This window comes from Xanthomonas sp. BRIP62411, from assembly GCF_003993525.1.
GTDB lineage: Bacteria > Pseudomonadota > Gammaproteobacteria > Xanthomonadales > Xanthomonadaceae > Xanthomonas > Xanthomonas euroxanthea.
Window position 1 is genome coordinate 1 of record NZ_QEZI01000004.1, and the last position, 26,268, is coordinate 26,268.

General features: G+C 67.2%; 16 protein-coding genes. 14 read left to right on the top strand and 2 right to left on the bottom strand.

The window, feature by feature from the left end:
• Nucleotides 1-398 precede the first annotated feature (398 nt).
• From EO139_RS01710 to EO139_RS01730, 5 genes are all read left to right on the top strand, one after another.
• Entirely contained in the window at nt 399-686 is a 288-nt protein-coding gene (locus tag EO139_RS01710) for a co-chaperone GroES (RefSeq protein ID WP_003483210.1), read from the top strand.
• A 147-nt stretch (nt 687-833) separates the two neighbouring features.
• Nucleotides 834-2,474, top strand: a complete 1,641-nt coding sequence (groL, locus tag EO139_RS01715) for a chaperonin GroEL (protein WP_011035771.1) — start codon at nt 834-836, stop codon at nt 2,472-2,474.
• A gap of 532 nt (nt 2,475-3,006) precedes the next feature.
• Nucleotides 3,007-5,898 carry a TonB-dependent receptor gene (locus EO139_RS01720; protein ID WP_126969138.1) on the top strand — a complete coding sequence of 964 codons (2,892 nt, stop codon included), beginning with the start codon at nt 3,007-3,009 and terminating at the stop codon, nt 5,896-5,898.
• 733 nt (nt 5,899-6,631) lie between these two features.
• Nucleotides 6,632-7,705, top strand: a complete 1,074-nt coding sequence (locus tag EO139_RS01725) for a 3-deoxy-7-phosphoheptulonate synthase (protein ID WP_104583556.1) — start codon at nt 6,632-6,634, stop codon at nt 7,703-7,705.
• Between the two features lie 701 nt (nt 7,706-8,406).
• On the top strand, nt 8,407-8,586 hold the full coding sequence (locus EO139_RS01730; RefSeq protein ID WP_126969139.1) for a hypothetical protein: 180 nt from the start codon (nt 8,407-8,409) through the stop codon (nt 8,584-8,586).
• Here the strand turns inward: EO139_RS01730 and EO139_RS01735 are convergent.
• Entirely contained in the window at nt 8,550-10,064 is a 1,515-nt protein-coding gene (locus tag EO139_RS01735) for an acetyl-CoA hydrolase/transferase family protein (protein ID WP_104583558.1), read from the bottom strand. The genes EO139_RS01730 and EO139_RS01735 overlap by 37 nt on opposite strands.
• A 387-nt stretch (nt 10,065-10,451) precedes the next feature.
• Here EO139_RS01735 and EO139_RS01740 point away from each other — a divergent pair, with 387 nt between their 5' ends.
• The 9 genes from EO139_RS01740 to glnE all read left to right on the top strand — a co-directional run bounded on the left by EO139_RS01740 (nt 10,452) and on the right by glnE (nt 25,449).
• Entirely contained in the window at nt 10,452-12,629 is a 2,178-nt protein-coding gene (locus EO139_RS01740) for a hypothetical protein (RefSeq protein WP_126969140.1), read from the top strand.
• 206 nt (nt 12,630-12,835) lie between these two features.
• Nucleotides 12,836-15,250 (top strand): hypothetical protein, encoded by a 2,415-nt coding sequence (locus EO139_RS01745; RefSeq protein WP_126969141.1) that lies wholly within the window; start codon nt 12,836-12,838, stop codon nt 15,248-15,250.
• A 419-nt stretch (nt 15,251-15,669) separates the two neighbouring features.
• Entirely contained in the window at nt 15,670-16,179 is a 510-nt protein-coding gene (locus EO139_RS01750) for a sigma-70 family RNA polymerase sigma factor (RefSeq protein WP_104534532.1), read from the top strand.
• 9 nt (nt 16,180-16,188) lie between these two features.
• Nucleotides 16,189-17,238, top strand: a complete 1,050-nt coding sequence (locus EO139_RS01755; protein ID WP_126969142.1) for a FecR domain-containing protein — start codon at nt 16,189-16,191, stop codon at nt 17,236-17,238.
• Nucleotides 17,239-17,356: 118 nt separating this feature from the next.
• A complete protein-coding gene (locus EO139_RS01760) occupies nt 17,357-19,876 on the top strand; it encodes a TonB-dependent siderophore receptor (RefSeq protein WP_126969143.1) in 2,520 nt (839 codons plus the stop codon).
• A 40-nt stretch (nt 19,877-19,916) separates the two neighbouring features.
• The gene (locus EO139_RS01765; RefSeq protein ID WP_126969144.1) at nt 19,917-21,539 is read left to right on the top strand and encodes a PepSY-associated TM helix domain-containing protein; all 1,623 of its coding nucleotides are present in this window, start codon (nt 19,917-19,919) and stop codon (nt 21,537-21,539) included.
• The gene (locus EO139_RS01770) at nt 21,536-21,859 is read left to right on the top strand and encodes a hypothetical protein (protein WP_115675858.1); all 324 of its coding nucleotides are present in this window, start codon (nt 21,536-21,538) and stop codon (nt 21,857-21,859) included. The genes EO139_RS01765 and EO139_RS01770 overlap by 4 nt, the downstream gene beginning before the upstream one ends.
• Complete coding sequence (locus EO139_RS01775) at nt 21,847-22,197, top strand: DUF3325 domain-containing protein (protein ID WP_126969145.1); 351 nt, start codon at nt 21,847-21,849, stop codon at nt 22,195-22,197. The genes EO139_RS01770 and EO139_RS01775 overlap by 13 nt, the downstream gene beginning before the upstream one ends.
• A gap of 420 nt (nt 22,198-22,617) precedes the next feature.
• Nucleotides 22,618-25,449: a bifunctional [glutamate--ammonia ligase]-adenylyl-L-tyrosine phosphorylase/[glutamate--ammonia-ligase] adenylyltransferase gene (gene glnE / locus EO139_RS01785; protein WP_126969146.1), complete on the top strand. Its 2,832-nt coding sequence runs from the start codon at nt 22,618-22,620 to the stop codon at nt 25,447-25,449.
• Between the two features lie 144 nt (nt 25,450-25,593).
• On the opposite strand, the gene EO139_RS01790 is transcribed toward glnE, so the two are convergent.
• The gene (locus EO139_RS01790; protein WP_119130455.1) at nt 25,594-26,151 is read right to left on the bottom strand and encodes a VUT family protein; all 558 of its coding nucleotides are present in this window, start codon (nt 26,149-26,151) and stop codon (nt 25,594-25,596) included.
• Nucleotides 26,152-26,268: the final 117 nt, after the last annotated feature.

A 26,268-nucleotide genomic window follows, 5' to 3' on the forward strand; every position in this document is an offset into this window, starting at 1 on the left:
ACCGCCCACCGCCCACCGCTCACCGCCCAGTGCCCAGTGCCCAGTGCCCAGTGCCCAGTGCCCAGTGCCAAGTGCTAAGTGCCAGTGCAGTGCGCAAGTGGCGCCAGGCGCCAGGCGCCGCAGCCGGTTGCGCAGTCCGGTGGCAAACCCGCCTGGTCGCAGCCACCTGGCGAACTGCCCGCCGGCTCCCGCCAGCGGCCCTGCCACCTGTGGACCGGGACTGCCCGGCGAAAAAATTTTTGCCCCCAGCCCTTGAAAGCTGCCCACACAGCACAATCTCTGGCCCGCACCCGCTCTGTCGGGTTTTTTCCGCGCGCTGTGCTGGCAGTCGTCACATGCGAGTGCTAACATCGCCGATAATTTCCAGACCAATCAATCACTTAAGAGGGTCTTTCTCTATGAGCATCAAGCCGCTTCACGACCGCGTTGTAGTCAAGCCGATCGAAGCCGACGAAGTTTCCGCCGGCGGCATCGTGATCCCGGACTCCGCCAAGGAAAAGTCCACCAAGGGTGAAGTCGTCGCCATCGGCGCCGGCAAGCCCCTGGACAACGGCAGCCTGCGTGCGCCGGTGGTCAAGGTCGGCGACAAGGTCATCTACGGCCAGTACGCCGGCAGCAGCTACAAGTCCGAAGGCGTCGAGTACAAGGTGCTGCGCGAAGACGACATCCTGGCGGTCATCGGCTGATCAGGCGCTATGCGCCGGGAATCGGGAGTTGGGAATCGGGAATAGGCAAAGCGGCTAGCGCCCTTCGCCATCCCACCCAGGCCCGATTCACGCTGTTGATCTACCGATTCCCCATTCCCTATTCCCCATTTCCGGAGTTACATACCAATGGCTGCTAAAGACATTCGTTTCGGTGAAGACGCACGTACCCGCATGGTCCGTGGCGTCAACGTGCTTGCCAATGCCGTCAAGGCCACCCTGGGCCCGAAGGGCCGCAACGTCGTGCTCGAGAAGAGCTTCGGCGCGCCGACCATCACCAAGGACGGCGTGTCCGTCGCCAAGGAAATCGAACTGGCTGACAAGTTCGAGAACATGGGCGCGCAGATGGTCAAGGAAGTCGCTTCCAAGACCAACGACAACGCCGGCGACGGCACCACCACCGCCACCGTGCTGGCCCAGGCCCTGATCCGCGAAGGCGCCAAGGCCGTGGCCGCCGGCATGAACCCGATGGACCTCAAGCGCGGTATCGACCAGGCCGTCAAGGCCGCCGTCATCGAGCTGAAGAACATCTCCAAGCCCACCACCGACGACAAGGCGATTGCCCAGGTCGGCACCATCTCGGCCAACTCGGACGAGTCGATCGGCAACATCATTGCCGAAGCGATGCAGAAGGTCGGCAAGGAAGGCGTGATCACCGTTGAAGAAGGCTCGGGCCTGGAAAACGAGCTGGACGTGGTCGAGGGCATGCAGTTCGATCGCGGCTACCTGTCCCCGTACTTCATCAACAACCAGCAGAGCCAGTCGGCCGACCTGGACGACCCGTTCATCCTGCTGCACGACAAGAAGATCTCCAACGTGCGCGACCTGCTGCCCGTGCTGGAAGGCGTGGCCAAGGCCGGCAAGCCGCTGCTGATCGTGGCTGAAGAAGTCGAAGGCGAAGCGCTGGCGACCCTGGTGGTCAACACCATCCGTGGCATCGTCAAGGTCGTGGCCGTCAAGGCACCGGGCTTCGGCGACCGTCGCAAGGCGATGCTGGAAGACATGGCCGTGCTGACCGGCGGTACCGTGATCTCCGAGGAAGTGGGTCTGGCGCTGGAGAAGGCCACGATCAAGGACCTGGGCCGTGCGAAGAAGGTGCAGGTCTCCAAGGAGAACACCACCATCATCGACGGCGCCGGCGACTCGGCCACGATCGAAGCCCGCGTTGGCCAGATCAAGACCCAGATCGAGGACACCTCGTCCGATTACGACCGCGAGAAGCTGCAGGAGCGCGTGGCCAAGCTGGCCGGTGGCGTTGCAGTGATCAAGGTCGGCGCCTCGACCGAAATCGAAATGAAGGAAAAGAAGGCCCGCGTCGAAGATGCCCTGCACGCCACCCGTGCAGCCGTCGAAGAAGGCGTGGTTCCGGGCGGCGGTGTGGCCCTGGTGCGTGCGCTGGTGGCCGTCGGTAACCTGACCGGTGCCAACGAAGACCAGACCCACGGCATCCAGATCGCCCTGCGCGCGATGGAAGCCCCGCTGCGCGAGATCGTGGCCAATGCCGGCGAAGAGCCGTCCGTGATCCTGAACAAGGTCAAGGAAGGCACCGGCAACTACGGTTACAACGCCGCCAACGGCGAGTTCGGCGACATGGTCGAGTTCGGCATCCTGGATCCGACCAAGGTCACCCGTTCGGCGCTGCAGAACGCAGCCTCGATCGCCGGCCTGATGATCACCACCGAAGCCATGGTGGCCGATGCACCGAAGAAGGACGAGCCGGCGATGCCGGCCGGCGGTGGCATGGGCGGCATGGGCGGCATGGATTTCTGATCCAGCCCCACCGGTTGTTGCAGCAAAAAAGGACCCCGCCGAAAGGCGGGGTTTTTTTGTGGCCGGTCGTGGATGCCGCAAGAGGCGATCGTCGATTGGTCGTGCCTGGTCCACGCAACCCCCATGAGCCACGACCCCATGACCCCATGACCCGATGACCCGATGACCCGATGACCCGATGACCCGATGACCCCGTAGGAGCGCACCTGGGCGCGACGAGGCGTTTACCGGGAATGCCCCGGTCGCGCCCGGGTGCGCTCCTACGCCGCGCCGATGCGCCACCAGCCCGCGCAACCGGCTCGCGGCCCCAACCGTGTGCACCATCGCAAAACCGCGCAGATCGCGACGTCAATCACACTTGCATGACAAGGTGTTGACACCGATGTCATCGCAACCCTAGCGTCGCTGGGCAGGCGCTTGCGCCGAACGGTCGGGGGGCCATCGGACAGGGGGCGGCGATGCGGTGCATCGCTCGCAGGCGTCGTTGCAGTGGAACGCCACGCCGGCCATGCCGGCCTCTCCCGGGGATCTTATGAACTGCCGCAGTCATCGCCTTGCCTTGTCGATTTCCTTGTCCCTTGCCCTGACCGCGGCCGTCGCACCGTCGGCCACTGCCCAGCAGGCCGAGGCGGATCAACCGCGTGCCACCTCCACGCTGGACGCGGTCAGCGTCACCGGCTCGCGCATCAAGCGCGCGCAGGTCGAAGGCGCGCAGCCGGTGGTCACCATCTCCGCGCAGCAGATCCAGCAGGAGGGCTTTGCCACCGTCTACGACGTGCTCAACAGCATGAACCAGCAGGGCTCGGTGGAGGCCGATACGCAATGGGGCTCGCACACGCCCAATGCCTCGCCGATCAACCTGCGCGACCTGGGGCCGGGCCGCACGCTGCTGCTGGTCAACGGGCACCGCGTGGCCGATTACCCGCTGCCGTACGGCGGCGAAAGCAACTTTTCCAACTACAGCAACATCCCCTCCGCAGCGGTGGAGCGCATCGACATCCTGACCGGCGGCGCCTCGGCCATCTACGGCTCGGACGCGGTGGCCGGCGTGGTCAACGTGATCCTCAAGCGCGACTACCAGGGCGACCAGGTGCGCCTGCGCGGCGGCACTGCGACCGAAGGCGGCCGCGACAGTTTCGACGTGTCGTGGGCAGGCGGGCGCACCGGCGAGAACTGGAGCCTGACCTACGCGCTGCAGGCCACCCGGCGCGACCCGCTGAACGGGCGCGATCGCCCGCAGATGGACGACTCCGACGACATGTCCTATTCCAACTGGACCGGCCAGAACCGCCGCTACGGCTTCAACCCGTTCACCGGCCTGAGCCTGGTCGATGCCAACACCAGCGAACGCCTGGCGCCACCTGCCGGCACCTGCGCGCGCTTCGGCGGCGAGTTCATCGACGGGCAACGGCTGAGCTACGACCAGAACACCGGGGTGGTCACCAATGCCGGCGATTACTGCGGCGTGGCGCGCGACTACGGCGACTGGGGGCTGGTCACCGGCAGCGAGGATTATTCGGCCTATCTCTACGGCACCTGGAAATTCGGCGAGCACACCGAGGCCTGGGCCACGCTGTCGGCCAACCGCAGCATCGGCCGCTGGACCTACGACCCGCCGTACGCGTATCTGAGCCCGTTCCAGGACGCCGACACCGGGCGCTCGTTGAACCTGATCCGTCAGCTCACCCGGCGCGAAGCCGGCGGCTGGGACCGGCTGGCCAACTACAACAGGGAGCAGTCCTGGGACCTGAGCGCCGGCTTGCGCGGTGCGTGGGCGGACCGCTTCGACTGGGAGCTGAGCGTGGGCCGCTCGCGCTACACGGTGGACGAATATGTGCGCACCGTGGATACCGCGCGCGCCACCGCGTATTTCCTCGGCAGCCCCATCGGCACCGCTGCCGATGGCACGCCGATCCATGCAATCAACCAGGCGCGGCTGTATGCGCCGCTGTCCTCGAGCGAGTACGACGACCTGGTCGCCAAATCGCACAACTCGGCCTATTCGTGGGTGAACCAGGCCAGTTTCAGCCTCAGCGGCGATCTGGTGCAGGGCTGGGCCGGGCCGATCCGCTTCGCCACCGTGGCCGAAGTCGCCAAGCAGGGCTACCAGCTGTCGCCCGACCCTTGCGCCAACGAATGCTACCCGGTGGACGTGGTGGACAGTGGTGGTGGCGAACGCCTGCGCAGTTCGGCCGGGCTGGAATTCCAGATCCCGCTGCTGTCGACGTTGAGCGCCAACATCGCCGGTCGCTACGATCGCTACGGCAATTACCGTTCCTCGGCCGCGATTGCGACCGATGTCGGCACCCAGAGCGACACCACCTGGAGCGCGGGTCTGGAATGGCGGCCGGTCGAGAGCCTGTTGCTGCGCAGCACGCTGGCCACCAGCTTCCGCGCGCCTGACATGCACTACGTGCTCGGCGAACCCAGCTCCACCAACCAGACCGTGATCGACCAGTACCGCTGCATCGCCTCTGGCGCGTATCAGACCGGCGGCTGCAACGACGAGAACAGCAACATCTACTACACCGTGGATGTGAACCGTCGCGGCACCCCGGATCTGCGCTCGGAAACTGGCCGCTCGTTCACCGGCGGGGTGGTGTGGGACATCGCGCAAGGCCTGTCGCTGAGCGTGGATTACTACCGCATCCAGCTGGAGGAAATGATCAAGGATCTGGACCGCGACGAGATCCTGTCGGCCGAAGCCGGCTGCCGCACCGGCACCACCATCAGCGGCGGCGCCTGGAACAATCCCGGCGGTGCCGGCTATTGCGACACCATCACCTCGCGGGTGACGCGCAACGCCGACGGCACCATCGCCAGCATCGAGCGCGGCCCGATCAACCTGGCGCAGATGGAAACCTCCGGCATCGACGCCTCGCTGAAATACCGGCTTGCCACCGCGAGTTGGGGCAACTTCCAGCTGTCGCTGGACTACAACAACCTGCTGGCCTATCGCGAGCAGATCTACCGCACCGACAGCGATGAAAACCGCCGCGACGAACGCGTGCGCAGCCGCGTGCGCGGCAGCGTGCACTGGGATAACGGCGGCGCCTGGGACTGGACGGTGTACTTCCGCCGGCTCGGCTCCATGCGCGCGGTCAACTGGGGCACCTGCGCGCGTTTCGACGATGGCTACCAACCCAGTGCCGCCGACGAATGCGTGGTCACCGACACCGCCAACGTGCATCTGGGCGAGAGCAGCAAGCGTTACTTCGGCCGCGTGGGCCCGGCGATCTACTGGAACCTCAGCACCGGCTACAAGATCACCGACCACGCCAAGGTCAACTTCTACGTCAACAACGTGTTCAACGAAGTGGGCTACGAGAACAAGGAGCGCTTCTACGGCTACGGCTTCTACAACACCACCTTGTTCAACCCGATCGGCCGTGAAGTGGCGGCGGAATATGTGTTCACCTTCTGATTGAGCGTGGCGGCCGCACCACACGTCACGGCATAGCGCCGTGGCGTGTGGTGCAGGCAAAAACGGGCGCGCCGTTTGTCATCCACCCTGCAGCAGGTGGGGTTGCGTGGTTGCCGACGATGGTCGACACGAAACGTTTCTGCCGCAGGGCCTGACTGGATCTTGGCATTGCGGGAGTCACCGCTACTTGTCGCTGGGTGCATTGTCCAAGTGCGCAGCGCAGTGACCCAACATCGAAGCCGGCGCTGGTTGAAGCCATGTAGGGGAGAGAGGGCTGGTCGGGTGTACCGCGCCCAGTCCCGAATTCCGCGGAGTTGGTGATCGATTGTTCGCATCGTCATGATCGGCCGTGCTTATGCCCGCGGCGCATCGGCGTTGCATCCCTGCGCAGGTTGCGTCTGGGACGCTGCAATTGCAGGGGTTGGACACGATGAAGTGCGGATCAGGCCATCGACCCGGATGGCGCCGGCAGCGCGCTGCAATGTTCCGTTGCCGATGAAACAGTGGCACGGCCGAAACGTGCGTGGTATCAATGCACTCAATGAACGCACCCCGCAGCCAGTTTTACTTTTGGTACTACGGTTTTCCGATGCCGCTGGCGGAGGACGGATTGCGCTCACCCTGAAGAAATCTTCAGCAGCATTCCCGAAAAGCCGCCAGCGCACACTGGCGGCTTTTTTTGTTGCCGCCGCGCTTGGCCCCCTGATGCAACACCGCCCACCGAGACACTGTTATGCCGCCTGTGACCGATGACCTGCGTATCCGCAAGATCGAAGCCCTTGCCCCGCCTTCGCAGCTGCTGTCGCTGCTGCCCTGCGACGAGCGCGCCTCCGAGACCGTGACCAACTCGCGCGCCGCGCTGCACGCCATCCTGCATGGCCACGACGACCGCCTGGCGGTGGTGATCGGGCCCTGCTCGATCCACGATCCGGTCGCGGCGATGGACTATGCGCACCGCCTGCGCCCGCTGCGCGAGCAGTTCGGTGATGCGCTGGAGATCGTGATGCGGGTGTACTTCGAAAAGCCGCGCACCACCATCGGCTGGAAGGGCCTGATCAACGACCCGGATCTGGATGGCAGCTTCCAGATCAACAAGGGCCTGCGGGTGGCGCGCGGTCTGCTGCGCGACATCAACAACCTCGGCCTGCCGGCCGGTGTGGAATTCCTCGACATCATCTCGCCGCAGTACATCGCCGACCTGGTGGCCTGGGGCGCGATCGGCGCACGCACCACCGAAAGCCAGGTGCACCGCGAAATGGCCTCGGGCCTGTCGTGCCCGGTGGGCTTCAAGAACGGCACCGGTGGCGACGTCAAGATCGCGGTGGATGCGGTGGGCGCGGCCTCGCACCCGCATCATTTCCTGGCCGTGACCAAGGACGGCCACACCGCGGTGGCCGCAACCGCAGGCAATCCGGATTGCCATGTGATCCTGCGCGGCGGCAAGCAGCCCAACTTCGACGCGGCCAATGTGGAAGCGGCCAGCCAGGTGCTCAACAAATCCGGGTTGCCGGCGCGCCTGATGATCGATGCCAGCCATGCCAACAGCGGCAAGAACCCCGAGAACCAGCCCAAGGTCATCGACGACATCGCCACGCAGCTGGAAGGCGGCGAGACGCGCATCGTCGGCGTCATGGTGGAGAGCCACCTGGTCGGCGGACGCCAGGAACTGGTGCCCGGCTGCGCACTGACCTACGGCCAGAGCATCACCGACGGCTGCCTGGGCTGGGACGCCTCGGTGCAGGTGCTGGAGCGCCTGGCGACGGCCGTGCGTGCGCGGCGTGCCAGGCGGGTTGCCGAAGCGGCGTGATCGTCGGGGCAGCCGGGTGAGGGGACGCGGCTTCGCCCGCACCCTCATCCGGCGCTGCGCGCCACCTTCTCCCGCAGGGAGAAGGGATAAGCCCTGCTCCCTGCGGCGCGCCAAGGTACAGCGTGCGCGTCACTGGCGCGCGTGTGTTGGCACGCGCGCGCTGCCAGCACGGGCCGGGTCGCGGAGCGGGGGGATGCGCGTACGGCGGATGACAGCGATCTGAGACTGCATGCCCACAAACGATGCGGCGCACTCGCCGGCGCGCAAGGGCATAAATACAAAGCCCATCTCATCCGGACTGCAGTATCTCAACGCGCAGCACCTTGACGCGCCGCAGATTCCATCCGGTGCTTCGCATACCCAAGTGCAAAGCGTCCAGCACGCCGCACATCCCAAACAGCGCGCGCTTGGGCGGCAAGCGGTCAACACGCCGGTCGAGCAGCCTGGCGATGCACACAGTCGTGTTGATGGCCGCTCCAGAACACGAACGCCGGGCCGCTGCACGGAGCCGCCTGGCGGATTTGGCACCACCCGGTAATGACCCGTCGCGCCCAGCGGCAGGAGGGGGAGAGAGCCGTCCTGCCGCCGAATGCGAGCGGGCAGGAACGTTATCCGCCACCTGCATGACGTGGCGATGTCACGCAGGTCGGCACCGGCAATGCAGTTCGGCCAGCGTCAAACGCCAGCATGACAACTGCACCATGACTTCCCTCCCATGGCAGCAGCGTTGCAAGTTGCCCAAGGCAAAGCACCATCGGGCGTCGACGTTCTTCCACTACACCTATCGCGCCGCCACGCTGGGCTACAACCGCCGATTCCCGATTCCCGATTCCCGATTCCCGACTCACCCCAACATATCCCCGGTCTCCAACCAGCGCTGATGCCACGACAGCGCCTCGGTCAGCAGATGCGGGGTGTGCTTGCCATAGCTGTCGCGATTGGCGCGCGCCACGTAATCTTCCAGCGCATCGCGGTAGCGCGGGTGCACGCAGTGATCGAGCAACTGGCGTGCGCGTTGCTTGGGCGTGAGGCCGCGCAGATCGGCCAGGCCTTGCTCGGTGACGATCACCGAGACGTCGTGTTCGGTGTGGTCGACATGGCTGACCATCGGCACGATCGACGAGATGCTGCCGGCCTTGGCGATGCTGGGGCTCAGGAAGATCGACAGGAAGCCGTTGCGCGCGAAGTCGCCGGAGCCACCGATGCCGTTCATGATGCGGCTGCCCATCACGTGGGTGGAATTGACGTTGCCGTACAGGTCGGCCTCGATCATGCCGTTCATGCCGATGCAGCCGAGCCGGCGCACCAGTTCCGGGTGATTGGAAATCTCCTGCGTGCGCATGATGATGCGCTGCCGGTAGAAATCGATATTGCGCTTGAATTCCTCGTTGCCCTCCGGGCTGAGCGCAAAGCCGGTACACGAGGCGTAGCGCAGCACGCCATCGCGCAGCAGCGCGAGCATGCCGTCCTGGATCACTTCGGTGAATGCTTCCAGATCGCGGAAGCCGCTGCGTGCAAGCCCGGCCAGCACCGCATTGGGAATATTGCCCACGCCCGATTGCAGCGGCAGCAGGCTGGCCGGTAGCCGGCCCTTGCTTACTTCATGGCGCAGGAACGCGATCAAGTGTTCGGCGATGCGTTCGCTGCTGGCGTCGGCAGCGGCGAACGGGCTGTTGCGGTCCGGGCCATGCGTGCGCACCACTGCCACGATCTTGTCCGGATCGCAGCGCAGGCTGGGCTCGCCGATGCGGTCGTCGCCGTGGATCAGCGGAATCGGCTTGCGCTGCGGCGGCAGCGCGGTGCCGTAGTAGACATCGTGCATGCCATCCAGGCCGGCCGGCTGCCAGTCGTTGACCTCGATGATCACCTTGCTGGCCAGGTCCAGCCAGGTCTTGTTGTTGCCGATCGAGGTGGACGGCACCAGGCTGCCGTCGGCGCGGATCGCCGAGACCTCCACCACGGCGGTGTCGATCTGCCCGTAGAAACCGAACCAGACATGCTGGGCGACGTGGCTGAGATGGATGTCGATATAGTCCAGCGTGCCGGCGTTGATGCGTTGGCGCGCGTCCGGGTCGGACTGGAACGGCATGCGCATGGCGATGCCGTCGGCCTTGGCCAGTGCGCCGTCCAGTTCCGGCGCGGTGGACGCGCCGGTCATCAACTTGATCTGGAACGGCTGGCCCTGCAGATGCGCCGCTTCGATGCGCTGCGCCAGCGCCATCGGCACCGCCTTGGGGTAACCGGAGCCGGTGAAGCCGCTCATCGCCACGGTCTCGCCGGGCTGGATCAATGCGGCAGCGGCCTCGGCAGAAACCAGGCGCTCGCGCAGCGGCGCGTACAGGATGCGTTCGTCGGACATGGGCGGCACAGCAGTCAGGAGACGTCCCATTATCGCCGCTGCGTGCGTCGGCCGCGCTGCGACCATGGTGCAATGCGCCTCGCGGGCCGCGTCGGAGGCGTGCGAAGCGACCTGTTGCGTGGCAGGAGCACGGCACGGGCGAGGCTTCATCCACTCCCGTTGCGCTTCTGGGACGCTCCCGTATGCAGCGTTGGTGTCGCCGCTGGCCGGCGTGCGGTCACCTGGCGGACCTGGCCGGCCGTCTCGCGCACCACCCGCGCTGCAGCCGGCCGCCATGCAGCCCCAGCTGGCGCGCAGCGTGTGCGGTAATGGACCATCGCCCACGTTCACGCTTCGCCGCCAGCGCAACCGCGATAGTGGCGGCAGACTCGACTTGTGCCTGCGCCCATGCCCTCTCTTCGCGACCGCTTCCAGCGCTGGCCCCGGCCATGGCGCATCGCAGTGGTCGTGCTGGTGGCGCTGTATGCGCTGTATCTGCTGGCCGGCAACCTGTTTCTCAACACGCCGTTGTTCGATGCCGTCACCAATCGGCAGCCGCATAAATTCACCATGCAGACCGGCCCGGCACTGACGGTGTTTCCGGGGCAGGTGATGGCCTGGAACGTGCGCATGCGCGGGCAGGCCAACCGCACCGTGTACGTGTTTCATGCCGATCGCGCCAATGCGCGCGTGGCCTTGCTGGCACTGTTGCGACGCGAGGTACGCCTGCCGTGGTTGCACGCCACCGGGCTGAGCGCGGAGGTGGAAACCTCCGACACCCCGATTCCGCCACCGCCACGCGGCGACCAGGGCTGGACGCTGCGCTTCGATGCGATCACCAGCAACAGCATCCGCAGCGCGCGCCTGGGCAAGCTGCTGATCGCCGGGCAGGGCCATGGCAGCGTCGGCTTCCTCAAGCAGCTCAAGGGTGGCCCGTCGGAGCTGTTTCCCTCCGAGGCAGGCTTCAGCGATGCGGTGGTCAGCTATGACGGGGTGCAGGTGTTCAATGGCGCGCAGCTGGATGCGCAATTCCAGTTTCCGCGTCACTACCGCGATGAAGCGCCGGGCCTGCGCAAGCTCGGCATCACCCACGCGCGGCTGCAGCTGAAGGCCGCTACGGTGGCGTTGAAGATCGACACCGGTGCGCCGCATGTGGACATCCGCAGCGGGCCGTCGGCGGCGCGGGTGGAGGCCGACATCACGCTGGACCGCGGCACGCTGCAGGAAGGCAGCCATGCGGTCTGGCGCCTGCCGTTGATGGCCGGCGTCGGGGCGACCGACCGCGGCATGCTGGCGCTGCAGCTGGACGTGGCGCGCGACATCCGCGTGCAGGCACGGCTGCCGCGCGACGCAAAGACGGGCAGCGAGCTGCAGGCCGATCTGCGCGTTGCCGGACGCAGCATCCCCTTCCAGGATCCTGCGCAGGTGCTGCCGCGCCTGTCCGGGCAGGTGCGTGGGCGCTGGCAGTTCGAATCGCTGAACTGGATTGCCGAGCTGTTCGTGCGCAAGCCCTGGTTCCAGCTCGAAGGCGGTGGCCTGGTCGAGGCCGATCTGCGCCTGGCGCAAGGCCGGCTCGCCAGCGGCAGCAGCCTGGAGATTCCGCGGGTGGAGGCAGTGGCGCAGGTGTTCGACACGCGGCTGGCCGGTGTCGCCAAGGCGCATGGACGCATCGACGATGCCGCCACGCCGCAGGCGCATCTGGACGTGAGCATCCCCGTCTTCAAGGCCGCGCCGCGCGCTGCACCCAAACAGATCCTGCTGGACGGCCGCGATCTGCAGCTGGCCATGCATGGCGACGCCGAACTGGCGCGCCTGCGCGACACGCTCAAGGCGCAGCTGCGTTTCAGCGATGCCCGCGTGCCCGATCTCACCGTCTACAACCGTTACCTGCCGGGCAACAACGTGCGCCTGCTCGGCGGCAGCGGCAGCCTGACCGGCGATGTGGCGCTCAATGCCGCCGGCGATGTGGGCAGCGGCCACGCCAACCTGCGTGGGCAGGGCGCGCATCTGGCGCTGGCCGGCGTGCAGATGCGCGGCGATGCCGAATTGCAGGCGCAGCTGCAGCGCGCCGATTTCAAGAACAAGTTCTTCGACCTCAGCGGCACGCGCGTGCGCCTGCGCAATATGCGGGTGGGCGAGGACAGCGCCGATGCCAACTGGTGGGGGCAGATGCAGGTCGGTGCCGGCACCATCCAGGCCAGCGCACCGTTCCAGGTGGATGCCGACGCGGCGATCCGCATGCGCGATATCGCGCCGCTGCTGTCGGTGTTTGCGCAACGCGCCGACTACCCGCGTTGGGTATTGGGCTTGCTGGATTCGGGCGAACTCGACGCCACCGGCAGGGTGCGTTGGCGCAAGCAGCAACTGCTGGTCGACGACCTGCATGCGGAGAATGCACGCCTGTCGCTGCGTGCGCGGCTGGCCTTGAACGACGAGCAGCGGCGCGGCGACCTGTATCTGCGCTGGGGCGTGCTGGGCGCCGGGATCGAACTCGATGGCAAGCAACGCCAGTGGCACCTGGCCGGTGCACGCGAATGGTACGACGCGCAGCCGGGATTGCTGCCGGCGGTGTCGAAGGCGAAGTAAGCGGTTCCTTGTTTGAGGCTTGGGTAGCGCGGCCAGCTTTGCCGTCTTCGAAGAGGTAGTGCGCACATTGCCGCGCGTGCAGGACATCGACTGCACACCGGGCAACCTGCCGGTGCCCAGCCGCACTCGCCGCTGCGCACCGCGCTCACGGTTTCCTTGGCACACTGCGTCATGCCGCGTGCGCGGTCTTCAGGAGCCTTGCCGTCATGACGATGCCTGTTCGCGCCCGCTGGCAAAGATTGCCCCGCCTGGTGCGTTGGCCGTTGCTGGCGTTACTGGTGGTGTACGCAAGCTATCTGCTGCTCGGCAACCTGTTGCTCAACACGCCACTCGGGCCGGCCGCACTCAATCGCAAGCCGGACAGGTTCACCATGCACTGGGGCCCGGCAGCGACCTGGTGGCCAGGCCGGCTGACGCTGTGGAGGGTGGAGTTGCAAGGCCGCTCGGCACGCACCCGCTGGAACGTCAGCGCGCAGCGCATGAGCGGGCAGGTACAGCTGCTGCCGTTGCTGCACCGGCAGTTGCTGGTGCCGGAGGTGCATGCGCACGGGGTGCGTGGCGGCATGCAGGCGGCTGTGCCCACAGCCGGTACCGTGGCGATGCCAGCACCGGCGACAGCGCCGAACACGCAGGTGGCTGCCGCGCCATCGGCTGACGTAGCCAGTACGACGACGCCAACGACCGCGCAGGACAAGCCACCCACACGCACCCCAGACGTCGCGGCGAGCACGCCGCCGCCCGCCCGCACGACCGGCGCATCCACCGGTGTGCCGCAATCCGCCGGGGGCGCCAAGACCGCTGGCGTACCCGCAGGTCCCGCATCGACCGCTCCGGCCTGGACCCTGCAATTCGACCGCATCGTCGCCGACCAGGTGCAGGCAGTGACGCTGCGTCAGCTGCAGATCGAAGGCGATGGTCAGTTGGAGCTGGGCCTGTTCAAGCAATTGCGCGGCGGGCCGATGGAACTGTTTCCCTCGCGGGCGCGCTTCGACAATGCACGGATGCGCTGGGGTGGTAGCGAGGTGCTGCGCAACGGGCAGCTGCGCATCGACGCCAGCATCGCGCGGCATGCGCCGGAGCAGGCGCGCGGGCTGGCGATGCTGCAGCTTGCCGATGCGCAGCTGACCGTGCATGGCGACACCGCAGCACTGGATGTCACACGCAATGCGCAAGGACGCCATACGCTCGCCACACGTGCCGGCAAGGGGCGTGCGGATGGGCAGTTGCGCTGGACGCGTGGCAGCCTGCAGCCCGGCAGCCAACTGCAATGGCGCGCACCACTGCACGATGGCACGCGCACGCCGGCTGCCCTGCTGGGCGAGCTTGCAGCGCAACTGCAGGTGGATCAGGACATGCGTCTGCAAGTCAGCATGCCCGAGCCGGCCGATGCCGGGCTGACCCTGGATGCGGATCTGCGCGTGCAAGGCCGGCAACTGCCGTTGCAATCGATGCGCAGCCTGCTGCCGCGCACCTCCGGGCATGCGCGCCTGCATTGGCAACTGTCTTCGCTGAGCTGGATTCCGGCGCTGTTTCCCGATGTGGACTGGCTGACGCTGGAAGGCGAGGGCCTGGTGGATGCGGATCTGCGCATCGATCGCGGCCAGCTCGGCGCCGGCAGCCGCCTGCAGGTGCCGCACGTGCGTGCGCATGTCGGCGTGATGGGGCATGCGATCGATGGCCAGGCCAGTGCCGATCTGCGTGTGAGCGCCGATGCGCGCGGACAGCTGCTGCCGGCACTTGCCTTGCAGATGCAGCAGTTCTCGATTGCGCACGACGAGGCGCCCACGCGCCCGTTCGTGCAGGGCCGCGACCTGCATCTGGAGCTGCAGACGCGCGCCGACGCGCGCAACCTGGCCACGTTGCGCGACGCCACGCGCGCGCACCTGCGGTTCGCCAACGCGCGCGTGCCGGATCTGCGGGCCTACAACCGCTATCTGCCGCAGCAGCAGTTGCGCTTCGATGGCGGCAACGGTGTATTGAGCGGCGATCTGCAGATCGAACCCGGCGGCCGCATCGGCAAGGGCGGCCTGCGGATCGGCGCACGTGCGGCGCGGCTGCAGTTTGCCGGCCTGGCACTGCGTGGCGACGTGGATGCGGACCTGCGCCTGCAGCGCGGCGATCTGCGTGCAGAAAACTTCCGCCTCGATGCCAGCACCATCCAGCTGCGCAATGTCGGATTCACCGGGCCCGATGGCCAGCGCCGCGATGGCTGGTGGGCGCGCATCGCACTGGAAGACACCCGCATGCAATGGCGCCAGCCGGTCGGTGTGGATGGACGCGTGCGCATCCAGGTGCGTGACCTGGCATTCCTGATGTCGCTATACGCGCGCGACCGTTCGATTCCGAACTGGATGCTGCGGCTGGTGGATGCAGGCCAGGCGCAGGTGACCGGGCGTGTGCATTGGCAGGGTGACACCGTCATCGTCGACCGGCTGCAGGCACGCAACGAACGCTTCCAGGTGGATGCACGCCTGCGCTTGCAGGGCAGCCAGCGCAGCGGCAGCCTGCTCGCGCGCTGGGGCATGTTGAGCGCAGCGGTGGGGCTGCGCGGCCAGACCCCGCAATGGCATCTGCTGCGTGCGCCGGAGTGGTATCAGGCCCAGCCCGATCTGCTGCGCTGAGGCTGCCGCGCGCAAACGCGACGTGAAGAAAAAAGCGCCAGTTCTGTACTGCCTGGTGTTGTTTTGCAGTGCAGCGTGCAAGTGGCGTTCGGGGCGCGCACTATGATCCTGCATCCCGACGTGGGGGAGGGAGCAAAGCCCGCTGGCAGTTCGCTGCAAGCGGGCTTTTTTATTGCCCGACGCCTGGCGAGTCAAGCCACCGCACCGCCGCTCGCCTGCCAAACGCCCAGCTGTCGAAGGGTTGGCCAGGCCACTGCCGGCTCAGGCAGGGGCGCCAATTGCCCACACGTCGCCCAACCCGCGTGACGGATCGGCCGGTGGCTGCGGCTGCAGGCTCGGCCGGCTTCCGCTAGAATGAGATCAATTCTCATTTGTCGCCGGACGCCTTGCCGTCCGGACCAGCCGTTCAGGAGGTCATCGTGTCGGTCACGCAAGGCGCGCTTCATCAACAGGTGGAGCGCCTGTACACCGACCACCACGGCTGGCTGCAGGGCTGGCTGCGGCGCAAGCTGGGCGATGCGTTCGTGGCTGCCGACCTGGCGCAGGACACCTTCATCAGCGTGATCAGCGCAGGGGCGGCCGACCAGATCCGCGAACCGCGCCCGTTCCTGGCCACCATCGCGCGCCGCTTGATGGCGCACCGGCAGCGGCGCAAGTTGCTGGAAACCAGCTACCTGGAACTGCTGGCTGCGCTGCCGGAAGAACTGGCGCCGTCGCCGGAGCTGCAATTGCTGGCGCTGGAAGCGGTGCAGCAGGTGGACCAGGCGCTGGATGGGCTGCCGCCCAAGGTGAAGGAAGCCTTTCTGCTGGCGCATCTGCAGGAGCTGAGCTACGCGCAGATCGCGCAGCGGCTGGGCGTGTCCAGCAGCTCGGTCAAGCAATATCTCACGCGTGCCAACCGGCATTGCCTGTTCGCCCTGTCGGCGTGAGCCGCACGGATGGCTGATGCCGCCTCACGCCGCGCGCGCGCCGCCGATGACCAGCGAGCACCGCTGGCCGGCGGGCAACCGATCAGTGCGCAGGTCGCCGATCAGGCTGCCGAGTGGCTGACGGTGCTGATGTCCGGCACCGCGAGCCAGGCGCAGCTGCAGCGCTGGCAACAATGGCGCGATGCGCATCCGGACCATGCGCGGGCGTGGGCGCATATCGAGGCGGTGACCGGGCGGCTGAAGACGCTGACCCCGCAGGCGGCCTATCGCAGCCTGTCGCCGTATGCCGGCAGCAACGGCCAGGCATCGCCGGGCCGGCGCAAGGCGCTGAACCTGCTGCTGTGGGGTGGGGTGGCCGGAGCCACCGGCGTGCTGGCCTCGCGCACCGAACGCTGGCAGCGCGCCACCGCCGATTACGCCACTGCGACGGGGCAGCGCCGCGAGGTGCAGTTGCAGGATGGCAGCCGCATCACCCTCAACACCCGCAGCGCCATCGATGTGCGGTTCGACGCGCAACGGCGGCTGCTGCAGTTGCTGGCCGGCGAGATCATGGTGACCACTGCGCAGGCGCTGGGCGCGGGCCACGATGCGCGGCCCTTGGTCGTGCGCACCGCGCAGGGCGATATCCGCGCATTGGGCACGTGCTTTTGCGTGCGCCAGGACGAACACGACACCCGGCTGAGCGTGCTGGAAAGCGCGGTGGAGGTACGGCCACATGCGGCCGCGCAGGCCGTCGGGCGCGTGCAGGCGGGGGAACAGTGCCGTTTTACCGCCGACGCGCTCGGCGCCATCGCGCCGGTCGATGTGCAGGCCGCGGCCTGGGTGCGCGGGCAGCTGATTGCCGACGAGTGGCGCCTGGATGCGTTTGTCGCCGAACTGGGCCGTTATCGCTCCGGGCTGTTGCGCTGCGACCCGCTGGTAGGCGGCCTGCGCGTCTCCGGCGTGTTCCCGCTGGACGACACCGACCGCATCCTGGCGATGCTGCCCAGCGTGCTGCCGGTGCGGGTGAGCCGGCGCAGCCGTTACTGGGTGACGGTGCAGGCGGCCGGGCAGGGCTGAGGCGCGCCAGCCGGCACGTCGCCAAAAAATAAGATGCATCCGGGCTGCCCGATCGCCGCCGTTGTGGCACCTCCCCAATGACGGTGTCAGTGCGACACCAAACCTTTGTGGGAACAGCATGTCGATCACTGCCCGCCGCCGCGGCCAACTTTCTTCTTCCTCGTCTCAGCGCAGCGCCGTGCAGCGGCCGCTCGGCACGGCCGTGGCGCTTGCGCTGTGCAGCCTGGCACTGTGCGCCGGCATGCCCGATGCCATCGCCCAGACCGCGCCTGCCGCGCAGGATGCCCGCCAGGCGTATCGCATCCCCGCCGGCCCGTTGGCACCTGCACTGCGTGAACTGGCCGGTTCGGCCAACCTGTTGCTGAGCTTCACCGCCACGCAGACCGACGGCAAGACCACTGCCGGGCTGGAGGGCAGCTATACCGCACCGGCCGCCCTGGCTGCGCTGCTGGCCGGCAGCGGCCTGCAGGCCGTGCCGTTGCAGACCGGCGGCTACGTGCTGCGCGCCGCGCCGCAGCCCAGCGCGACCAGGAGCGAGGTGGATGCGTGGCTGCTGCCCACCGTCAAGGTGACCGCGCAGGCCAACCGCAGTGCGGCCACCAGCGGCACCGGCAGCTATACCGCGCGGGCGGTCAGCATCGGCCGCGGCGAGCAGTCGCTCAAGGACATTCCGCAGTCGATCAGCGTGGTCACCCGCCAGTTGATGGACGAGCAGAACATCACCTCGGTCTACGACGCGCTGGCCAGCACCACCGGCATCACCATCGTGCAGAGCCCGCAGGGCGGCAAGTACATCTATTCGCGTGGCTTCGACATCACCACGGTGCAGTACGACGGCGTGCCGCTCAATCGCGGCATGTACGGCCGGGCGAGCAACTACAGCGCCAACATGGGCATCTACGATCGCGCCGAAGTGCTGCGCGGTGCGGCCGGCCTGCTGCAGGGCGCGGGCAACCCGGGCGGCGCGGTGAACCTGGTGCGCAAGCGCCCGCTGGACGTGCCGGGCGTGAGCGTGATGGTGCAGGGCGGCAGCTGGGATCGCTACGGCGCGCTGATCGATGCCAGCGCCAACCTGAGCGCCGATGGCGCCTTGCGCGCGCGCGGGGTGATCGATTACCAGGACCAGCGCTCATTCGTCGATGGGGTCACGCGCCGCACGCCTACCTATTACGGCACGCTCGACTACGCGTTTTCGCCGCAGACCCAGCTCAGCCTGGGCGTGAGCTACGAACAAGTGGAAGGCCGGCCGTTCTTCGGCGGTCTGCCCAGTTTCAGCGATGGCCGCGATATCGGCCTGCCGCGCCAGACCAATCTGGGTGCGGCATGGAACCGGCAGTCCTCGTCCAATCGCGGGCTGTATCTGGACCTGGACCATCGCTTCACGGCCGATTGGGTGTTCAAGCTCAGTGCGGTGCAGGTGCGCGAGCTGCACGATCTGAAATACGCCAGCTCCAGCCGCGCGATCAATCCGGCCAACGGCACCGGCGCCTTGTTGGCGGCGCGCACCATTTCCGATGCGGATGCGTTCGGCTTCGATGCCAATGTGATCGGGCATTTCAATGCACTGGGCCGCAGGCATGAGGTGGTACTGGGCAGTAATTTTGCCGAGAACACGGTCGATACCGTTTACGGCAACAAGAACAACTTCCAGACCTTCAATGTGTTCGCTCTGCAGCGCAACGTGCGGGCGATCAGCGACGAAGAAATCTTCGCCAATGCGCGCGAGGCCCGGCATGGCACCTCGCGCGAATTCGGCATGTATGGCGCATTGCGCTGGCAGCTGAGCGATCCGTTGAGGGCCATCGTCGGCACCCGCGTGAGCTGGCACGACACCCGCTGGAACACCACCACCACCGGGCTGTCGCCGTCGCAATCGATCGAGCACACCCGCGAGACCGGGCAGGTCACGCCGTACGCCGGCCTGTTGTACGCCTTGAGCCCGACCTGGTCGGCCTATGCCAGTTACGCGGACATCTTCCAGCCGCAGAATGCGCAGACCGAAGCCGGCGAGATGCTCAAGCCGATGACCGGGGCCAACTACGAGCTGGGCCTCAAGGGCGAGTGGCTGGACGGGCGCATCAATAGCGCGTTTGCGCTGTTCCAGATCGAGCAGAAAAACCGCGCCCAGGCCGACCTGAGCACCAGCCCCACCTGCCGCAACAACGATTTCTGCTACATCGACAGCGGCAAGGTGCGCAGCCGTGGCTTCGATGCCGAAGTCAGCGGCGAGGTGCTGCACGACTGGAACGTGTTTGCCGGCTACACCTTCAACCGCACCACCTACCTGCAGGATGTCAGCAGCCAGGGCCAGACCTTCAACAGCTACACGCCCAAGCACTTGCTGCGGGTATGGACCACGTACCGGCTGCCGGGCGTGCTGCAGGATGTCACCGTCGGCGGCGGTGTCAGCGCGCAGAGCGCGGCGTACCGGCAGATCGGCACCGCCACCGCGCCGATCCAGGGGCGCGCGGTCTGGAACGCATTGGCGCGGTATCAGTTCAACCGGCAGTGGTCGGTGGCGGTCAATCTCAACAACGTGTTCGACAAGCACTACTACACCACCTTGTCGAGCTTCGTTAACGGGCGCTATTACGGCGAACCGCGCAATGTGATGGTGACCCTGCGCGGCGCGCTGTGATGCGTACACGCGTGCTGCGGTGGTGCCTGGTGCATGCCGGATGAAAGAAGGCTTTCGCCAAAGCATGGCCTGGCTGCACACCTGGTGCGGCCTGAGCTGCGGCTGGCTGCTGTGCGCGATCTTCCTGACCGGCACGCTCAGCGTGTTTCGCGATCCGATCACCAGCTGGATGCAGGCCACACCGGCCCTGCCGAGCGCGCGCATGCACACGGTCCTGTCGGAAGACGCGCTGGTGCCGCGTGCACTGGCGCAACTGCGCCAGCTTGCGCCGCAGGCGCGCATGTGGCGGATCGGCCTGCCCAAGCATCCGGGCGAGGCGCTCACGCTTATCTGGCGGACATCCGATGGCCAGGGCCAGGCAGCGCTGGATCCCGGCAGCGGCGAGCTGCTGCCATCGCCATGGGGCCGGCAGACCGAAGGCGGCCGGCATTTCATGAGCTTCCACTACACCTTGCACGGCGGCATTCCCGGCTATTGGCTGGTGGGTTGGGTGTCCATGTGCGGGCTGATCGCGCTGGTGTCCGGGGTGATCGTGCACAAGCGGATCTTTCTGGATGTCTTCACCTTCCGCCCGGGCAAGGGCCAGCGCTCGTGGCTGGACGCGCACAACGCCACGGCGGTGCTGACGCTTCCGTTCCTGCTGATGATCGTCTACACCGGCCTGGCGTATTTCGCCACCAGCTACATGCCCGGGCCATTGCAGGCGCTGTATGGCAGCGACGAGGAGGCGTACACGCGGTATGCCGATGCGCTGACGCCGGCAGCGCCTGCGGCCGACGCAGGTGAAATCGCGGTCAACAGCGTGCCCGCCTATTTGCCGGAACTGGTGCAGCGTGCAGCGGTGCGCAATGGTGCGCCTGCGCAGACACTGGTGATCGAGCGGCCCGATCGCCCTGACAGCAGGCTGCTTGTGATCGCGCGCGTGGCCGATACCGGCCGTTCGCGGCGCCTGCTCAATCCTGCCAACAGCGTGGTGTTCGATGCGAACAGCGGCGTGGTGCTGGAGCAGCATGCGGATGCCGCACGGACGGACATGCACGCACAGGACGTGGAGGAGGCCGTCAAGACCTTGCACGTGGCCGGTTTCGGCGGCTGGACCAGCAAGTGGCTGTACTTCATCTGCGGCCTGGCCGGCACCTTGATGATGGCCACCGGCACGGTGCTGTTTTCGATCAAGCGGCGTCGGCGTAGCGAGCAGGAGTTCGGCGCGGCCACGGCCGGCATCTATCGGGTGGTGGAAGCGCTCAATGCCGCCGCGCTCGCAGGAACCGCGTTGGCCAGCATTGCGTATTTCTATGCCAACCGCCTGGTGCCGGCTGCGCAGGCCGCGCGCAGCCAGATCGAAATCCACGCATTCCTGTGGGCGTGGGCGGCCACGCTGCTTCATGCGCTGCTGCGCCGGCCCGCCCGTGCCTGGGTGGAACAACTGGCGATGACCGCGTTGCTGTGCCTGGGCTTGCCGCTGCTCAATGCGGTCACCACCGGACAGCACCTGGGTGTGTATCTGGCTGCCGACGACCTGCAGCGCGCCGGGGTCGAGTTGGTCTCGCTCGCCTTCGGCGTTGCTTTCGCCTATGCGGCGTATCGGGCGCACCGCAGCGCCGTGCGACCGCTGCCGACACGCGCCAGGCGCGGCACCGCTGCTGTGATGGATGTGTTGTGAAGCGTTCTTCGAGCGCCGCGTCGGTGACTTGCTACCGCTGGTCGGTTGCCGGTCGCGTACTCGCTGCCAGCGTCGGCGGCTATGCGCTGACCTCCACCGGCTGCAGCGTGCTGGCGCAGCTGCTGTCGCGGTTTGCCGGCGTGTCGCCTGCGGTCTCGGTGCTGAGCACGACCTTGCTGAGTTTCGCCATCTACACGGTCGTCGTGCTGTGGATGTTTCGTGCGCGCAGTGCATTGCGCATGTGGGGCTGGCTGGGCGTGGGTATCGCTGCGCTGGGCGGCGCGAGCTGGTTGCTGGGACATCCGCCATGGATGGGCTGATTACCGCGCTGCTGGGCACCGCGCTCTGCCATGTCGCAATGATGGCCCTGGCCGTGGCGATGCATCGCCATTACGAGCAGCTCACCGGCCGCCGCACTGCGCCGGTCATGCAGCGTTGGTTGCTGCGTGCGATGGCTGTCTGTCTGTTGATCGCCGCGCTGGTGCTGTGCGTGCTGGTCTGGGGCGGAGCGGTGGGCACCTTGTTGTGGCTGGGGTTTGTCAGCGTAGCCGCGCTGTGGGTGGCGCTGGGCCTGGCCTACGCGCCGCGCTGGAGTGCAGGGCTGGCAGTGCTGCTGGGCGGCGCGGCATGCGCAGTGATGGCTTGGCACGTGCTGTAGCTTGCTGTCGTTTGAAGACCACACACACCGACCATCCCGTCTGGTCCTTGCCCGCCCACCGTCGCGGGACCTTACGCGGCATGGATGCCGCGTAAGAGCCTACAGGGACGTACTTGCGGCGTGTCCTGCGATGGTGGGCGGGCAAGGGCCCTGCAGCCAAGTCGCACCTCAATTGCTCCGCAACTGAGCTATCCACACGCTGAGGCCCCTTCGGGGCACAACGCCTAAAAAAAGAGACATCGAACAAGCCGCCAAGGAGCCCGCAACCAGTGAGGACATCACACCCGCCGACATGGCCGCGTGCTGATGGGACTACACGCAGCGCGGCGGTAGACCCGGTAGTTGCATTGCTGACCCTCGACACCGCTGGATCACCCGTAGACATATGCCGCCATCGCGCAGGGATGCCAGAATCGGCGCATGTCGCCGCCTACCCCATCCATGTCTCCTGCGCTCACCGCCCTGATCGAGCGGGCCGTGGCGCGTGTTCGTCATGCCGTGCCGGCCGACCAGCCCTGGCCGGGCGATGACGTCGATCGGCAGCTTGCACAGGTTGCGCTCGCCAGCGAGTTCGCGCTCGATACCCTGGCGCGCCAGCCGGCCTTGCTGCAGCACCTGGCGCAGCCGGATCCACCGCCGTTGCCGCTGCCGGTGCTGGAGCCCGCACAGCCCCAGGCCTGGCCAGCGCAGCTGCGGCGTTATCGCAGCGCCGAATCCACGCGCCTGGTCTGGCGCGATGTGCTCGGTCTGGATAGTGTCGATGCCACCCTGGCCGGTGCCACCCGCCTGGCCGAAACCTGCCTGCAATGTGGGCTGCAGGCATTGGAGCAGCAATTTCGCGACCGCCACGGCCAGGTGATTGCCGAAGACGGCAGTGTGCAGCGGCTGGTGGTGTTCGGGCTGGGCAAGCTCGGTGGGGGCGAGCTGAATTTTTCCTCGGATGTGGATCTGGTCTACGCGTATCCGCAGGGCGGCCAATCCGATGGTGCCCGTCCGCTGGCGGCGGAGGAATATTTCGCACGCCTGGGCCAGCAGCTGGCCAAGCTGCTCGACGAAACCACCGCCGATGGATTCAGCCATCGTGTGGACCTGCGCCTGCGTCCGTTCGGCACGGCCGGGCGGGTGGCCTTGTCGTTCACCGGCATGGACCAGTACTTCCAGCGCGAAGGGCGCGACTGGGAGCGCTATGCCTGGCTCAAGGCGCGCGCGGTGGCCGGCGATATCGATGCCGGCGAAGCCTGGCTGGAGACGCTACGCCCCTTCGTCTACCGGCGGTATCTGGACTTCACCGCGCTGGACGGCTTGCGCGAGATGAAGGCGGCGATCACTGCCGAAGTCGCCCGGCACGATCGCCTGGACGACATCAAGCGCGGGCCGGGCGGCATTCGCGAGATCGAGTTCCTGGCGCAATCGCTGCAGCTGATTCGCGGCGGACGCGAACCGAGCCTGCGCGAGCGCCGCCTGCTGCCGGCCTTGCAGGCGTTGGTGGACGCAGGGCAGATCGATGCGGACAACGGGCGCGCATTGACCGAGGCGTATCGCTTCCTGCGCCGGCTGGAGAATCGTCTGCAGATGTTGCGCGACGCACAGACGCATGCCTTGCCGCAGGCGCCGCTGGATCGCGAACGCATCGCGCTGGGCCTGGGCCACGCGGATTGGCCGGCCTTGTTGCAGGCACTCGCTCCGCAACGCGCGCGCGTTGCCGCCGAATTTGCCGAGCTGCTGGCACCACGTGTCCGCACCAGCGCACCCGATGCGCTTGCCGATTACTGGCGCGCCTTGCCCGAAGGCGATGCCGCGCCGTTGGCCGGCATTGGCTTGCACGACCCAGGCGGCGCGCATCAGGTGCTGGCCGATTTTGCGCAGTCCTCCGGCGTGCGTGCGCTCTCCGATACCGCAAGCGCGCGCCTGGACCGTGTCATGCCGGCGCTGCTGCATGCGGCCACCCGCGCCAGCCAGCCCGATGCCGCCGTGCGCCGCATGCTCGGCCTGTTGCAATCCACCTTGCGCCGCACCAGCTACCTGGCCCTGCTGGACGAACAGCCCAGCGCACTCGCACGCCTGGTCGATGTGCTCTCGCGCAGCGCCCTGCTGGCCGAACGCCTGGCTGCGCATCCGCTGTTGCTGGACGAACTGCTCGACACCCGCATCAGCGGTCCGTTGCCCGACCGCGATGCGTTGCAGGCTGCGTGCCTGGGCACCCTGCAGATCGAGGATACCGAAGCGGCGCTGCGCGAACTCAACGAGCGCCGGCTCGCCTTGAGCTTCCGCATTGCACTGGCCACGCTCGATGGCCGCCAGCAGGCGGTGGACAGCACCGAGCAACTGGCCTGGCTGGCCGAAGCAGTGGTGCAGACGGTGCTGCAGCTGGCGCGCCGCGAACTGATCGCCGCGCACGGGCAGGTGCCGGGCGGGGCGTTCGCCATCATCGGCTACGGCAGCCTGGGTGGCCTGGAGCTGGGCTTCGGCTCGGACCTGGATCTGGTGTTTCTCTACGACCACCCGCGGCAGGTGGAGGCTTCCGATGGCAAGCGACCGTTGGACGCCGGGCGCTGGTTTGCGCGGCTGGCGCAGAAGGTGATGACCTTGCTGGCTGCCGAAACCGGCGCCGGCCGTCTCTACGAGATCGACGTGCGGCTGCGCCCGGACGGCGGCAAGGGCGCATTGGTGTCCTCGCTGGCCAGTTACCGCGACTACCAGCGCGAGCGCGCCTGGACCTGGGAACATCAGGCGCTGGTGCGTGCACGTGCGGTGGCCGGCGATGCGGCGCTGTGCGCGGCCTTCGCGCAGGTGCGTGCCGACACGCTGACACGCGTGCGCGACACCGCCGTGCTGCACGAGGACGTGCGCAAGATGCGCGCGCGCATGCGCAGCGAGCTGGATCGCAGCGATGCGGGGCGACTGGATCTCAAGCAGGGCGCCGGCGGCCTGGTCGATCTGGAATTCGTCCTGCAGGCCGGCGTGCTCGGGCAGGCCGCACACCATCCCGCGCTGCTGCTGGCCTGCGCCACGCCCGCCTTGATCGATGCGCTGGTGCAGGTGCAATGGCTGCCGGCCGAAAGTGCAGCAGCGCTGCACCAGGCCCATGCCACGCTGGTGGAAGCGGGCCTGAGTTGCACGCTGGATCGCCGGCCGCGGCTGATCGCACCGACCCCGGCCATCCAGCAAGCACGGCACAGCATCTTCACCACCGCGCATGCACAAGGACTGGCGTTTCCGGCCGGCAAGGATGTGGCAGCGCCATCGCCTTGATCGGCCGGTATCCGGGCGTTGCGTTGCTTGCGCTATGAGGCGAGTGCGGCATGCAGAGCGGGTTGGCAAAGTGCAGCTGCGTTGGAATCGCATCCAACCACCGCGTCTGTTGTTGGCCTGATTGCCTGTACGCAGGCGCTGCGGTCAGCCCTGCGGTCGCGGCGCACTGCGCCACAGCAGCGCGCGGAACGGGCCGAGCAGGAACACGCCCATGCCCAGCTTCACCGCCAGGTCGCCGGCCGCCCAGCTGATCCACGGCAGGCCGACACCGGCAAAGGCGATGCTCCAGAAGATCGCCGTATCCAGCGTGGCACTGCAGGTGGTGGCCACGATCGGCGCGCGCCACCAATTGCCACTGCGCAGCCGGTCGAACACGCTGATATCCAGCAACTGCGCGGCGATGAAGGCGGTGCAGGAGGCCGCTGCGATGCGCGGGGTGGCCAGCCACAGCGACAACGCCACCGCGAGCGCAAAGCCGCACCAGGCGACCTTGCGCGCCGCGCGCGGGCCGAAGCGGCGATTGATCAAGTTGCTCACCAGGAACGCCAGCGGATACGAGAACGCGCCCCAGGTCAGCCAGTCGTTGATTGGATATTGCACCAGGATGTTGGACAACAGCACCACCGCGCCCATGGCCAGGACCGCCCACGCCAATGCGCGCGCGGTGAGGGGGGTGAACGGCGTCGGCGAGCGGCTGGACATGACGGTGCGGCAGTGACAGGGCAGCGCGGATTATCCGCGCGTTGGCGCATGCGGGCCAGTGCGCATCGGCCGTGCATGGCAAACACGGCGGCGTGCTGCCGGTGGAACAGTGTCTTG